Origin of the sequence: Methanothermococcus okinawensis IH1 (genome assembly GCF_000179575.2) — an archaeon.
In the GTDB taxonomy this organism is placed as follows: domain Archaea; phylum AGJL01; class Methanococci; order Methanococcales; family Methanococcaceae; genus Methanofervidicoccus; species Methanofervidicoccus okinawensis.
On record NC_015636.1, the window covers coordinates 1,497,300 to 1,512,602 of the forward strand.

Here is a 15,303-nt window from a genome sequence, read left to right on the forward strand (position 1 = left end):
TAGGTTTAATTTAGGCTCCAACCGAAGCGAAGCGAGGTTGGATTTTTATTTTACATAAATATTTATAAATTTATATGGATAAACTTATTTATCAACTAATTTGGCATCTTTAACAATATAGAATCCACTTATGCCGTCCCAAATTATTTCATAATCTAAAATTTCTATCTTTTTATTAAAAAATGGAGCATCAAAAACAAATGTTTCAGCTTCTCCGCCTTCAAATGCTTTATTTATTTGGTATTTTTCCATAATTTTAAGTAGTTTTTCAATATTCTCATCAGTTATTCTTTTTCCAAGCCATTCTTTGCCAAGTCCATAGGCTGCCACACTAACAATTCTAAAATCGAAGAACTTTGAAGTATCTCGTAATATTAACTCTTGATTTTTGTGCCATAGTGGAGCAAAGGATTTTATTCCGAGCTCCTCACATATATGGTCTATCCTTGTTCTTTGGTATTCACTTGCCAGAGCTCCGCTAACGACACCATCTATATTTAACTTTTCCAATGCTTTTTTTAAGTCCAATATTTCCTTTTCTTTCTCTCCTTTTGTAATAACCTTTATTAATGGAATTCCAGCACTTTCAGAAACCAAATCCGTCAATTCTACATTTGGAATATGAAACATATAACTCTCTTTATTTTTAGAAACTACATTAACCATATATTTAACATCCCAGCCTTGATTTAATGCCCACCAAAGTGCATAGGCAGAATCTTTTCCACCAGAATATAATGAAGCTATTTTCAAAGTTTCACCATAATACTACATAATAACATAAATAACTGTAGTTTGATTTAACGATATCAACCTTAACATCGAAAAATAAAATAGTTAAAAGGAACATACTCAAATAAAAAGTTTAGTGATAACAGGTTAGAAACACTTAATAATGTACTCACTAATTCTATAAATAGTTTAGGATTTAACTATTCAGATGAGTTATCCAGGTTTGCACAGGTTAGAGTGCTAACCCCAATAAAGACCATTAAAGCATTTTCAGAGAGTATTTCAAAAATCCACAGAACTACCATCATCAAAAACATTCAAAAACTATCAAAAAATGAGATTTGCGTATATAACCAATTAGCAAGCCTTCCCGATATCTTGAATGATAAAAGGTTTAGATTCACTGCAATAATTGATTCAACATTCATAAGGAGATGGAGTGAAAAGGTTTATGGATGTATTATTAGATATAATTACATCGAAGAACATAGAAAATTATATCAAGAACAAATAAATTGCTGTATTTATCATAATAAAAAGGGATATACTCAATTTATACTACAACAAAACCTTTAAACAAAAAATCTACAAATATATTTATAGATATTCTTGGGTTCTTATCCAACACCGATATCAGGACGGTAATAGGAGACGCTTTTATAACTACAAAGGATGTTATGAAGGAGTCTAAGAAATTGGGTCTATGTTACATTGGGAAAATTAAGAAAAACATCATAGTTGAGTATTTTGGTAAGAAAGTCCAAATAGAAAAACTATTTAAGAAGGATTTGGAAGAAAATAAGTTTAAATTAAGGACAATTAACGAAACAGAAGTTAAACTATATCATAAAGTGGTTAATATCCCTAATGTAGGTAGGGTTAAAATCGTTGCAGTGCTAATGAAACTTAACAAAAACCCAAGGGGTTTTTGTAAGTCAGCGAATCTTTCAGATTCGCTTCGAAACCAGGAGGAACCCAAGTATTTGGTATGTATAGACCATAAAAAGAAGGCAGAAAATATAATAGGGGAATATATCAAGAGACCTATGATAGAAGAAAAGCATCAAAGGGATAAATCAGTTTTAAAAATTGAAGGGAACTATTTAACATCTAAAAATAGTAATATAGGGTTTATTAGATTTTTAGCAATAGTTTCAAATTGCATAGAATATTTAAGCCATAAATATGGTTTATCATTTTATGAAGTGGTTAAATCGTGTAGTAAAGAACTAATAAAGAGAGGAATACCGTAATCACACTGTCAGTATATTAAAAAAATTAAGATTAATTATATTATTATTTATTTTAAATCTATCACTATATATCATAATAAAATAAAAGTTTATAATTTCTTTTTTAGAATTTCTACGACCTTTTTAGGCTCTGCTCTTCCTCTTGTTAATTTCATTACCTGTCCCATTAGGAAGTTAAGTGCAACCTTATTTCCATTTAAATAATCCTGCACTGCCTGAGGATTGTTTTTTATGGCTTCATCACAGGCATTTTCAAGCACATCATCTGAGGTAATTACTGTTAATCCGAGCTCCGATATAATATCTTTTGGTGATTTTTCACCCCTGTTTTCAACCATTATTTCAATTACCTTTTTACCGATTTTTTGACTTATGGTTTTATCTGTTATCAATTTTATCAATTCGGTTAGATGTTCAGGTTTTAAATTACTTTCAAAGAAATCTATTTTATTATATGACAATACCCTTCTCAATTCATTTCTTATCCAAATTACTGCAAGATTTACATTTTCCTCATTTACTCCGAGTTCATTTACAACTTTTTCAAATACATCTGCAAGAGCCAAATCAGAAACAAGCACCTTAGCATCTTCCATTTTTACATGGTATTGCTCTACAAATCTTTTTTCCTTCTCCATTGGTGTTTCTGGCATTTGGGATTCTACTTCTTTTAACCATTTTTCATCTATTACAATAGGTTGGATATCGGGGTCTGGAATATATCTGTAATCATCTGCGGTTTCTTTGCTTCTCATTCCTTTTGTAATCATTTGGGATTCCATATAAGCCCTAGTTTCTCGCTTAATTTCTCCCCCTCTTCTGAGTATATTTTTCTGTCTGATAAACTCATACTTCAAAACCTTATATACTCCCCTTATGGAATTAACATTTTTTACCTCAACCCTGTTTCCTTGGATGCCGTTGTAATTGACAGATATATTTACATCTGCCCTCATTGTTCCTTCTCCTCTCAAATGACCGATATATCTAAATAATCTAAGGAGCTGTTTTAAAAATTCTCTCGCTTCCTCAGGACTTTTTATGTCTGGTTCAGATACCACCTCAATAAGTGGAGTTCCGCTTCTGTTGTAATCTACCAATCCTAAATCAGGTTTGTACTGTCCTGGGTCTTCTTCAAGATGCACCTCAGTAATACCTACGCCTAAAAAATTCCCATTTACACCTATTGGAACGGATGTTCTTTGATATCCACTTGGTAAATCAGGATAACTGTAATGTTTCCTCTGGAAATAAATATCTTTATCTAAAACTATTTCACATCCAAGCATTTTAGCCACCATAATAGCCACATCTACTGCCTTTTTATTTGGTGGCATTGGGCGAGCTCCGGGATGTGCAATACATACTGGACAAATATTTGTGTTTGGTGGAACATCTTTATAATTTGTAGGGCATCTGCAAAATAATTTAGATTTTGTATCGACCTGAACATGTATTTCTAATCCGCATTTCATAGATACATTTTCATCCATTTAATCACCATAAGTATAATACTTTAAAATTTTTAAATTTTTATTTAAAGTTTTTATTTAAATTTTTTAATTCTTATTTAGTTTTATTTTAAAATAATATATATCCTATATTTAAAGTTTTTAGAATATGCCGTATAAATTTAATGATATTAAATCGTAGTAGTATATTAAATTACTTATAAATTATCCATTATCAAAGTATTATAATATATAAATAATAATATAATTTAAAAAATAAAAATAAAAGGAAATCTAATTATTATTTATAATATTATTTATATTATATTAAATCAGCAAATTTATACCTTCCATTACAGCTTCTACCGATGCTCTTATAATATCTCCCTGAGAATTTTTAACCTCAACCACTTCATGACCTCTTCTCAACTTAACAACCACTTCAACAAGGGCATCTGTTCCACCGCCGATGGATTTTACACGATAATCCTCCAATGTAATATCTGCAACACCACTCAAAGCCTTTCTTATGGCATTTATTGCAGCATCCACTGGACCAACACCAAATGCAGTTTCTATAAGTTGCTCTTTTCTGCATTCATCTGCAAAGTCCAATCGTATTGAAGCCACTGGTGTAATTTTATTTCCTGACACCACAGTGAGCTCATCCAACAATATTTTCTTCTTAATGATTTCTCCTTTAACTTCGTTTATTATGGTTTTTAAATCAATATCTGAAATGTATTTTCCTAAATCTCCAAGATTTTTTATTTTATCATACACCTTTTCAAATTCCTCATTTGTTAGTGATATGCCCATAAGTTTAAGTTTGTATTTTAAGGCAGCCTTTCCACTATGTTTTCCAAGTATTATTCTTCTTCTGTTTCCAACAGCTTCGGGAGATATAGGTTCATAGGTTTGAGTGTTTTTAACAAGTCCATCAACATGTATTCCTGCCTCATGGGCAAAAGCATTATCTCCCACAATTGCCTTATTTGGTGGAACTGGAAGTTTCATCAACCTAGATACAACTCTGGATGTTTCGTAGAGCTTTTCAGTTTTTATATTTGTTTTAATATTGTATAATGTATGAAGTGCCATTACAACCTCTTCCAACGAGGAATTACCTGCCCTTTCACCTATTCCATTTACTGTAAGATGACACTCCTGAGCTCCCCCTCTTATGGCTGAAATTGTATTGGCAGTAGCCATTCCAAAATCATTATGACAGTGAGCAGATATGGGGATAGATACATTTTCGCTTAGAGTTTTAAATAATTCAAAAGACCTTTCTGGCGTTAAAACCCCAACGGTATCACAAACGCATGCCCTATCTGCACCCAACTCTGCACCTTTATTAAATAACTCTATTAAAAATGATACATCGCTTCTTGTGGCATCTTCTGCTGAGAGCTCCACAATTAAACCATGTTCTTTTGCATATTCAGTAGCCTTTAATGCTGATTCAAGTGTTTCCTCTTTTGTTTTTCTGAGTTTATATTTCATGTGTATTTCCGATGTTGGAACCACAAGATGAACGCTGTCTACATTACATTCAAGGGCATAATCTATATCAACAGGCAGAGCTCTAACAAATGAGCATATTTCAGCATTCAAATTTTGAGAGGTTATAAGTTTTATAGCTTCTCGCTCTCCCTTAGAGGTTATAGCACTTCCTGCCTCTATTATATCTACCCCTAATTCATCCAATTTTAAAGCTATTTCAAGTTTTTCATTTGGAGTTAAAGAAACCCCCGGAGTTTGTTCTCCATCTCTTAATGTGGTGTCAAATATCCTTACCATAAAAATCACTCATTAATATTATTATATTATTACATCAATATATTACCATATTATTATATTATCATATGTTGTTATTTTATTATGTATAGCTTTATAATTATACATTTTTAGTATTATAATAATCGATATAAATTTATAAAAACTTTTTTATATTTCATTGGATTATATGGTGATTACTATATATTTAGTGTATATTTAGTATGTATTTAATATTACCTTACATCATATAACATAAAATACTTTCATTGTTTATTATCCCATAATGTCCTATATTATTACAAATTTATCATTGCAATCTAATTAAAATACCATATTAATTTAATAATCGTTAAATGAATTTAAATACATTATTATATATAATAATCTTAATTTATAATCTTCATTCAATCTTAATTTAATTTTAGGTGATGTTGTGGTTACAGTAATGAAATTTGGCGGAACTTCCGTAGGTAACGGAAAAAGAATAAGAAATGTAGCAAAAATAGTGTTAAACAAAAAAAAGGAAGATAAAGATGTTGTGGTTGTAACCTCTGCAATGACTCAAATAACAAACTCCCTTGTAGAAATATCTAAACAAGCACTGGATGTAAGGGACATCGTTAAAATCAATAATTTTATAGAAGAGATAAAAGAAAAACATGAAAATGCCATAGACAATGCAATTAATGATGATAAGATAAAGGACGAGGTGAGAAAAGTAATTTACAGTTCAATAGATGAACTTGAAAAGGTATTAATAGGCGTGGCATATCTTGGAGAATTAACTCCAAAATCTAAGGATTACATACTTTCATTTGGTGAAAGATTATCAGCTCCAATTTTAAGCGGTGCTATTAGAGATTTGGGAAATAACTCATTATTTCTTACAGGTGGTGAAGCAGGCATCATAACCAATAATAATTACGGCTGTGCAAGACCCCTAAAATTAGAAGTTAAAGAGAGAATTATTCCTCTATTAAATGAAGGAATAATACCAGTAATCACGGGTTTTATAGGTGGAACAGAAAATGGAGAAATAACAACATTTGGAAGAGGAGGAAGTGATTACTCCGCTGCATTGGTAGGTGCAGGACTTGAAGCAGATATGGTTGAGATATGGACTGATGTTAGTGGAATACTCACCTCAGACCCAAGAATAGTAAAGAATGTTAGGAGAATTCCAAAAATGTCATATATTGAAGCTATGGAGCTCGCATACTTCGGTGCGAAGGTTCTTCATCCAAGAACAGTCGAACCTTTAATGGAGAAAAATATTCCATTAAGGATTAAGAATACATTTGAACCTGAAAACGAAGGGACATTAATTACAAATGACCAAGAATTAAGTAATAATGTTATAAAAGCCATATCTGCCATTAAAGATGTATTTTTAATAAATATATTTGGTGCAGGCATGGTTGGAGTAAGTGGCACAGCCGCAAGGATATTCTCAGCCCTTGGAAGAGCCAACGCAAATGTAATATTAATTACCCAAGGTTCATCAGAAACAAATATCTCCATTGTAATTTATGGGGATGGAATTGAAGCTGAAAATTCTATAAAAGAACTTAAAAAAGAGTTTAAAGACAGTCCATTAATAAAAGACATATCTATTGATAATAATGTCTGCGTAGTTTCAGCGGTTGGTGCAGGCATGAAAGGTTCCAAAGGCATAGCTGGAAAACTATTTACAGCAGTTGCTGAAAGTGGAGCAAATATAAAGATGATAGCCCAAGGTTCATCTGAGGTAAATATATCATTTGTAATTGGTGAGGATGAGCTCGAAAAATGTTTGCAAACACTCCATAAAACATTCATTGAAAAATAATTCTAATATTTATTTTATATTATTTTTATTATTTTAATTGGTATTTAACGAAAAAAAGGAAACTAAAAATAAAAAAATTAATAAAAATTAAAAAAATAAAAATAAAAAATTAAAAAAAATAATAAATTTATTTATTCTAATATCCTTTTATTGTTTTTTGGATGGCTTTTTTCTTTATCTATTTCCATCTGTTTTATAACTGAATCTAAGGCATCTTTTAATACTTCTATGAAATCCCATCTTTGTTTTTCAACTACAAGCTGGATATCTTCCCCATCCATTTCCATTCTTTTTGTGGTGGATAATTTAGGTTTTCCTTCTGCAACATAAAGTTTTCTTGGAGTTTTTACATATACATTAACTGTATAATACGGAGCTCCTCCTTTATCGTGTTCTTTCTTTACAGCGATTTTAATCCAATGAAGCCTTTTAGACTGTTTTGCTATCTTTTTAACTTCCGTCATTAATATTCTTTCTGCGAGCTCCTTCATATCTTCGTCAAATTCGCCTTGAAGCATTACTTCAATTACAGATTCTTCCCTTAAATTCTTTATATATTTCATTATGTCGATTCTTGTAACAATTCCTCTTAATGTTCCTTTTTTAGTAATTGGAACACCCCTAATGTCGTGTTTTTCCATCAACTTTGCCACATTAGCAACTGATGAGTCTATGTCCGCAGTTATTATTGGAGAGTTCATTATTATATGTACAGGTTGAGCCATTCTTGGAACTTTTTCTCCTGCAAGTTCTCCAACAGTCATTTTTTTCTTAGGTTTAAATACCTTTCTTATAATGTCATCTTCTGTAACTATACCTGTTGGATTTCCCTCTTTATCGAGAACAATCAATCTTCCTATGTTATATTTTCTCATTAAACTTCTAGCTTTACCTATACTCTCATCTTTATCAATGGTAATTGGACTTCTTGACATAATTTTAGTTACTTTTACATCTTTTAGGAGCTCCGATTCTCCAGCTCTTTTCATTATGTCATAATCCGTTATAATTCCTACCAATTTTCCTTTTTCATCTACAATAGGTGCAGCCCTTTGACCACAATCTAGTATTTCACATACTGCATCCATTACTGGTGTGTTTTGGTCAATACAGTGTGGTTTAAACATTAAAGATTCAACAGTTTCATTTAATGACGATGCTAAAAGTAAGTCATGTATCGTTACCATGTATATATTTTCATCGTTATCCATAACTACTAAATTATGGAAGTGATTATTATCCATTATTCCTATTGCCTTTGATATTGGAGTATCTGGCGTAACTGTAATTACATCTTTTGTTGCTATTTCTATTACAGGTTCATTTAACATGTTTTCACCTCTTACCTATTCACATATTTTATTAAATGCATAAAATAAATACCATAATAAAAATAATGCTATTAAATAAAAAATACTAATGCTATATATACTTTTTTACTTAGATATCATAGCTTTAAACATGTTTAATCCATCATCAGAACCCAGTATTTTTTCACTTGCTCTTTCTGGATGTGGCATTAATAAAACACAGTTCTTATTTTCATTGCATACGCCTGCGATATTATCAATTGAACCATTTGGATTAACCTCATCGGTAACTTCTCCATTTTCATCGCAGTATTTAAATACTACCATATTCTTTTTATACATCTCTTGGAGTGTATCCTCATCGGTATAAAACCTACCTTCTGCATGAGCTATCGGTATTTTTAGGACTTCTCCTTTTTTATAGTATTTTGTGAATGGTGTGTTATTGTTTTCAACCCTTATATAAACCCATTTACATATAAATCTTGCATTTATATTATTTGTCAATGTTCCGTATGAAAAACCTGCTTCCAATCCTATCTGAGCTCCGTTACATATACCCAATACAGGTTTTCCATCATCAATCATCTTCTTTAATCCATTTATTACAGGTGTTTTTGAGCTTATAGCACCTGCTCTTAAATAGTCCCCATAGGAAAACCCACCTGGTATTACTGCACCGTTAAATCTACTCAAATCAGTCTCAGAAAACCATACCAATTCTGGTTTTCCACCTGCCAATTTAACGGTATGACATACATCTTTATCACAATTCGTGCCTAAAAATTTTATAACTGCAATGTCCATACTATCACTATAATTATATGTTATATATTATCGTCCTAATATTAAAATATCTATTTATTAAATTAATTTAAACATAAAATATAAATTTTTATAAATTTTAGGAATGCTACAAAAATTTTAATTTTCATTGCATATAAAATTTATTCCCTCAATAATTCAGAGGCTAAAACCTTTAAAAATTCTTTTGTCAATATATTTACTTTTTCAGTCCTATCTGCAATTTCCATAATTTTTACTCTCAACCTCTCTTCATCACAGTTTTCAATGTCTCTTGCTTTAATAGTTTTTCTTTTATCTTTTCTTGCGTTATCCTCTGCCATTTTTGTTGTGGTTACGATATATTCCTGCAATATTTCCACAAGTTTCTCAACTGATTCAGCGGATATATTCATATCGGTGTTTTCCTTCATCAGTCTCTTAACTGTACCTTTTGGTATCATAATAAAACCTCCTGTTTTAAATATTAAATAAATATTATGTTTAAATTTATTTAAAGTTTATGCATATTTTTTAAAATTTATAAAGAATTATGAAAAATAAGAAAAATAAGAGATTAAGAAAAATAAAATAATAATAAAGAATAATATTAAAAATAAAATAATAATAATGGCAAAGTCAAAAATATGTATATCTCTATTGATTATTAAGTTAGAGGTCCCATAATACTATAAAAATTTATTATGGAAAATTATAATACTCCCTTTTAATTTCCTTTAAACATTCATCAACTTTCTTTAATTTAATATTTAATAATTTTTCAGATTTTTTACTGATTAATGAAGTGTCAGCTGGTCGATTTGCTTTCCATCCTAATTCTGAGCTCGGTATAGGTTTTATCAAATCCTTATTTAAATCAAATATTTCAGCAACCTTTAAGGCAAATTCATATCTGCTCACCTTTTCGCCCCCTCCAAAGTGCAATAGACCATTAACCTCTTTTTCATGAATTTTAACAATTCCCTCCATGAGCTCAGGCACATAAGTTGGTGTATTCCACTGGTCAATTACAGCATTTACTTTATTTCCCTCTTTTAAGGTATTTAAAACCCACATGAGGAAATTGACTTTAATAGGACTTATGCAGTAAGGAACAGAAATTCTTACAATAGATGTTAAATCGTGATTTAATTCATTTAGAATCTTTTCTCCTTCTGCCTTTGTCCATCCGTAGTAGTTTATAGGATTTATTCTATCATTTTCAATATAATCACCTTTTTCCCCATCAAAAACATAGTCTGTGGATATGTGGCATAATGGAATATTAAGCTTTTTACAGGCTTCGCCAACATATTTAACGGCAAGGGCATTTGTTTTATATGCAACTTCTCTTTCAGTTTCGCATAAATCCACATTGGTAATAGCCGCAGTATTTACAACAAAATCAGGATTTATAGTTATAATAGTTTCTTTTATCTTATTTTCATTGGTAATATCCACAAAATGCTTATTTATATTATTTATATAATTGTATTTGTCAAAAAATCCTTTATCACTTCGTGTAATTATATGAACTTTGAAGCCCAAATCGTTATATTTTTTTACGAGCTCATACCCTATCATGCCCAAGCCAATAATTGCTATTTTTTCTCCCACATTATCACCATTTCAATTTCCAAGGAGTAGGTGAAAGAACCTTTTCATTAATTAAGGGTTTCCACCACCATTCGTTGTCCATATACCAATTGACAGTTTCTTTTAACCCCTCTTTAAAATCATATTTTGGTTTCCATCCAAGCTCCTTCAATTTTGAAGAATCTAAACTGTATCTAACATCATGTCCTGGTCTATCTTCTACAAATTCTATCAAATCTAATGGTTTATTTAGGAGCTCCAATATCATTTTAGCAATATCGATATTCATTTTTTCATTATTTGAAGAGATATTGTAAACCTCTCTTTTTTCTCCCTTTTCCAAAACTGTTTCAATTCCGCTGCAATGGTCTAACACATAAAGCCAATCTCTAATATTGTCTCCTTTACCATATATTGGGATTTTTAAATCTTTACTTGCCCTAATTATAGTTTTTGGAATTAATTTCTCTGGAAACTGATATGGACCGTAGTTATTTGTACATCTTGTTATCTTTGCATTTAAGTTATAGGTTCTTGCATAACCCAAAACAAGCATATCTCCCCCAGCTTTACCTGCTGAATATGGAGATGAAGGCATTAACCTATCATTCTCTGTAAATGAACCCTCTTCAATATCGCCATATACCTCATCCGTGCTCACATGAACAAGATTGACATCTGGATTGTATTTTTTAACAGCTTCTAAAATTGTATAAACGCCCATAATATTACTTTCTAAAAACGAATAAGGGTTAGATATACTTCTATCAACATGAGTTTCTGCCGCCATATTTACAACAGCATCTACCTCTTTAATTAACTTAGATACCAATTCAAAATCGTTTATATCCCCTTTAACAAAAGAATACCTTGAATTATATTTATTAGTGATATCTTTTAAATTTTCCAAGTTTGAACCATATCCAAGTTTATCGAGATTAATTATTTCTAAATCCTTGTATTTATCCAACATATATCGTATAAAATTGCTACCGATAAATCCTGCTCCACCTGTAACCAACATTTTCATTATTTCACCAAATGATTATATTTTTACATTTTTTATTTTATTTTATGTTTTTCCTTTCTATTATTAAAAAACATAGTTATAGTTATATCAAATTATAAAAAAGCAAATTTATTTAATTTATTTAACGAGCTTTTCCAAATATTTTCCATAGTCAGTTTTCATCAATGGTTTAGCAAGTCTTAGGAGCTCATCCTTAGTTATCCATCCGTTACGATATGCCACCTCTTCCAAACATCCAACCATCAGTCCCATCCTGTTTTCAACAGCAGATATGAAATTGCTAGCCTCCAAAAAACTTTCATGGGTTCCAGCATCAAACCATGCCGTCCCCCTTGGTAAAAGCTTTACCTTTAATTTATTTCTCTTTAAATATTCGTTATTTACATCGGTTATTTCTAATTCGCCCCTCCATGAAGGTTTTATATTTTTTGCAATATCTATTACATCATTATCGTAGAAGTAAAGACCAATTACAGCATAATTTGAAGGCGGATTTTTAGGTTTTTCAACTATTGATTTTACATTTTCGTTTTCATCGAATTCAACAACACCGTATCTTTCAGGGTCCTTTACATACTGTCCAAACACCACACCCCCTCCATCTTTCAGGAGCTCCTCTTTTGCATCGAGTAAAAATCCTGTTAATCCACTTCCATATACAATGTTATCTCCAAGTATTAGGCATACGCTATCGTTTCCTATAAACTCCTCTCCAATAATAAACGCTTCTGCAAGGCCTTTTGGTTTTGGTTGTTCTTTATATTGAATATTTATCCCTAAATGCTCACCATTTCCCAAAAGTTTTTTATATCTCGGCAAATCCTCGGGTGTTGTTATTATTAATATATCCCTAATTTTAGATAACATTAAAGTAGATAGTGAATAATATATCATAGGTTTATTATATATGGGCATTAAATGTTTATTTCCTGCATAAGTTATAGGGTATAGTCTAGTTCCAGAGCCTCCCGCTAAAATTATACCTTTCATATTTTACACCTCTTTTAGAACAATATTATATTTTTACATTATAATTTATATAAAGATATAATCACATATCTCTCTATTTTATCATTCGTTTAGCATTAAGATTCAGTAAATAGTTTTCTAACCTCATCCACAGCATCCTTTTTTGCCAAAATAATTATCCTGTCATTAGGCTTTAATTCTGTTTCTCCATCAGGTATTTTCAATTCATTTTCTTCATATACTGCAATAATCAAATAATTTTTATTTTTGCCGAGCTCCTTTATACATTTATTAGCTACCTTTGATTTTGAGTCTATGATTAATTCAAAAATTTCTGCATCTCCTCTTCCAACTATTGCTAAATCTACAATTCCCGGTCTATTTATTAGTTTTTCAATATAATTTGCAGCTACGAGCTCAGGGCTAATAACTACATCCACATTTAATTTTTCAAATACCTCTTTATATTCTGGTTCGCTGACTCTTGCTATTGTTTTTGGTATTTGATAATTCTTGGCAAGCAAAGAACTTATTAGATTTATTTCTTGACGACCGGTAACTGCTATGAACATATCGGCATTATCAATACCTGCATTTTCAAGGGTTTTAATACTCGTGCAATCTCCGTTTATTACCAATGCATCAACTTCGCTTGCAATAGTTTCACAAACTTTTTTATCCTTTTCAATAAGCACCAAATCATGTTTTCCAGAGAGTGATTTTGCCAATATATGTCCTACTCTCCCCATTCCAGCAATGATTATATACATATTATCCCCTACAATAGCAATATTTTTTCATAGTATTCATTGTATGCTCCGTGAAAGTGAGGGAGTTCTTTAAATAACTCTGCTTCAAGGTCTTGAATAAGTGAATATTCCTTATAAGATACAATAGATATAAGATTTCTCTCCCATGCCTTTTTGCATTTTAAACTGCATGGAATAAATCCTGAGGGCATTATTATAGCAACTTTTTCCTTTACATCTTTATTATTTTCTAATATATCATTTTTTATTTCTTTTTTTATTTCTTCAGCTTCCTTTAAGTGTTCATTGTCTATTCCAAATCTCGCAGATTTAAACGACTCTATACAGCATTTTGGATATCCCATTAATGCTCCATATTCTTCTGGAAAGTCCAAACCTGAATATACTCCGAGCTCCGATGAAACCATGGGGTCTATTGCAGGTCTAACCTTTGGATTATATTTTTTTACTATATCTATCTGTCTTATAAGCCGGGATAATATATAATTATAAATTTCATCATCCATATTTTCTATATGAACTCCGATAAAATTTAAATTGGATTTTCCATTCCTTGCAACTATTATCCTTTTAAAAATCTCTTCCATAGACTCAACAGCATTCATTATATCACATATTTTTAAATTTAAATTATTTATAATTAATTATTTTTATTTTAATCTTATATATCTTATTTGATTATTTTGTTTATATTTATTTTATCTTTATTTGTATTATTATCAGCCTATTATTTCATTTTCATTTCATTTTTAATTTTTATTTTTTAATTCTTTTTTTAATTATTACTTTATTTATTTTTATTTATTTAATATATTTTGATTATTATAGTTTTATAATTTTCTTTCTTTTTTAAGGTCTTTAATCAATACTACTGGCGTATGTTCTAACTCAGATAATACATCCTCCGTAATTTCAAAGGTATTGTATTTTTTCATAATATCATGAATTGATTTTGTAAATGGCACCTGTGAGGTATCCGCTAAATTTGCAATATATAGGAGCTCATCCATGCTATATTTTTCATAGATTTTATGACCCACAATGCTCAATGGCGTAGCCCCACATAATCCTCCCATATTTAACAATCCTCCTAATTTACCAATAATATATCCTAATACTCCAACTTTTGATATAATGCCGTTTATTGCATAAGGTAATGCCGTTATATGCCATTTAAAAAATTTATATGTGGCGTCAGTATCTATAATTATGATAGCAACATCCAAATTTAATTCATCTTTAATGGCACAATATAATCGCTCTGCTGATTTTTTTGGATTTTTTGGAAGAAGTGCTGCATAAGTCCCAGGGACATTTGTTAAATCAACACCACCTTCCGAAGCAGGTTTTAAGGCGTAAATAAGACCTACATTATCTATTACAACCTGTTTATGCCTTAAAGTTTCTTTTTTCGGCATTTTTCTAAGATTTTTTATTCTATCTTTCCGTGTTTTTAATAGTGGTCCAAGCACATAACCCCATACATATTTTGACCAATAATAGCAAAAATATGCCCAAAATTTAGGTTTAGCATGTTTCTCATCTACAAAGTTATTTTCACTTGTGGATATAACTTTTTCACTCAATACAATAAAATCACCATTTTCAATATTTAGACCTTTTTTCATTTCTCGTTTTAGAGAATTTATAACCACGGGAACAAAATCTTCGTTTCTTCTGATATATCTAGTTTTTATGGGTATGGCTTTTATATTATAATTAATAGGTTCATCTTTCATACTCTCACGGCATTATGACGATAACATTAAATAGTTTATATAATAAATAAACTATATTAT

At 30.4% G+C, this 15,303-nt stretch carries 15 protein-coding genes; 3 read left to right on the forward strand and 12 right to left on the reverse strand.

Translation table 11 applies throughout. The features are described from left to right. Nucleotides 1-84 precede the first annotated feature (84 nt). Entirely contained in the window at nt 85-753 is a 669-nt protein-coding gene (locus tag METOK_RS07410; protein WP_013867601.1) for a diphthine--ammonia ligase, read from the reverse strand. Between the two features lie 216 nt (nt 754-969). On the opposite strand from METOK_RS07410, the gene METOK_RS08510 reads away from it, so the two are divergent. Next, the gene (locus METOK_RS08510; RefSeq protein WP_232210803.1) at nt 970-1,308 is read left to right on the forward strand and encodes a hypothetical protein; all 339 of its coding nucleotides are present in this window, start codon (nt 970-972) and stop codon (nt 1,306-1,308) included. A gap of 101 nt (nt 1,309-1,409) precedes the next feature. Then, complete coding sequence (locus METOK_RS08750; protein WP_013866559.1) at nt 1,410-1,985, forward strand: hypothetical protein; 576 nt, start codon at nt 1,410-1,412, stop codon at nt 1,983-1,985. Nucleotides 1,986-2,074: 89 nt separating this feature from the next. Here METOK_RS08750 and gatB read toward each other — a convergent pair whose 3' ends face one another. Further along, nucleotides 2,075-3,478: an Asp-tRNA(Asn)/Glu-tRNA(Gln) amidotransferase subunit GatB gene (gene gatB, locus METOK_RS07420; RefSeq protein WP_013867602.1), complete on the reverse strand. Its 1,404-nt coding sequence runs from the start codon at nt 3,476-3,478 to the stop codon at nt 2,075-2,077. Nucleotides 3,479-3,763: 285 nt separating this feature from the next. Beyond that, the gene (locus METOK_RS07425) at nt 3,764-5,239 is read right to left on the reverse strand and encodes a (R)-citramalate synthase (RefSeq protein WP_013867603.1); all 1,476 of its coding nucleotides are present in this window, start codon (nt 5,237-5,239) and stop codon (nt 3,764-3,766) included. Between the two features lie 412 nt (nt 5,240-5,651). On the opposite strand from METOK_RS07425, the gene METOK_RS07430 reads away from it, so the two are divergent. After that, a complete protein-coding gene (locus METOK_RS07430) occupies nt 5,652-7,046 on the forward strand; it encodes an aspartate kinase (RefSeq protein WP_048057950.1) in 1,395 nt (464 codons plus the stop codon). Between the two features lie 131 nt (nt 7,047-7,177). Here the strand turns inward: METOK_RS07430 and METOK_RS07435 are convergent, their stop codons facing one another. The 9 genes from METOK_RS07435 to METOK_RS07475 form a co-directional block, all read right to left on the reverse strand. Beyond that, nucleotides 7,178-8,377, reverse strand: a complete 1,200-nt coding sequence (locus tag METOK_RS07435; protein ID WP_013867605.1) for a CBS domain-containing protein — start codon at nt 8,375-8,377, stop codon at nt 7,178-7,180. A 105-nt stretch (nt 8,378-8,482) separates the two neighbouring features. Then, entirely contained in the window at nt 8,483-9,163 is a 681-nt protein-coding gene (gene purQ / locus METOK_RS07440; protein ID WP_013867606.1) for a phosphoribosylformylglycinamidine synthase I, read from the reverse strand. 140 nt (nt 9,164-9,303) lie between these two features. Next, the gene (locus METOK_RS07445; protein WP_013867607.1) at nt 9,304-9,603 is read right to left on the reverse strand and encodes a histone family protein; all 300 of its coding nucleotides are present in this window, start codon (nt 9,601-9,603) and stop codon (nt 9,304-9,306) included. A 238-nt stretch (nt 9,604-9,841) separates the two neighbouring features. Continuing rightward, nucleotides 9,842-10,756 (reverse strand): SDR family oxidoreductase, encoded by a 915-nt coding sequence (locus METOK_RS07450; protein WP_013867608.1) that lies wholly within the window; start codon nt 10,754-10,756, stop codon nt 9,842-9,844. A gap of 4 nt (nt 10,757-10,760) precedes the next feature. Continuing rightward, the gene (gene rfbB, locus METOK_RS07455; RefSeq protein WP_013867609.1) at nt 10,761-11,765 is read right to left on the reverse strand and encodes a dTDP-glucose 4,6-dehydratase; all 1,005 of its coding nucleotides are present in this window, start codon (nt 11,763-11,765) and stop codon (nt 10,761-10,763) included. 117 nt (nt 11,766-11,882) lie between these two features. Further along, a complete protein-coding gene (gene rfbA / locus METOK_RS07460) occupies nt 11,883-12,755 on the reverse strand; it encodes a glucose-1-phosphate thymidylyltransferase RfbA (protein WP_013867610.1) in 873 nt (290 codons plus the stop codon). A gap of 95 nt (nt 12,756-12,850) precedes the next feature. Then, complete coding sequence (locus tag METOK_RS07465; protein ID WP_013867611.1) at nt 12,851-13,504, reverse strand: potassium channel family protein; 654 nt, start codon at nt 13,502-13,504, stop codon at nt 12,851-12,853. An 8-nt stretch (nt 13,505-13,512) separates the two neighbouring features. Continuing rightward, nucleotides 13,513-14,109, reverse strand: coding sequence for a DUF483 domain-containing protein (locus METOK_RS07470; protein WP_013867612.1), 597 nt, complete (start codon nt 14,107-14,109; stop codon nt 13,513-13,515). 225 nt (nt 14,110-14,334) lie between these two features. Continuing rightward, on the reverse strand, nt 14,335-15,243 hold the full coding sequence (locus METOK_RS07475; RefSeq protein ID WP_013867613.1) for a coenzyme F420-0:L-glutamate ligase: 909 nt from the start codon (nt 15,241-15,243) through the stop codon (nt 14,335-14,337). Nucleotides 15,244-15,303 lie beyond the last annotated feature (60 nt).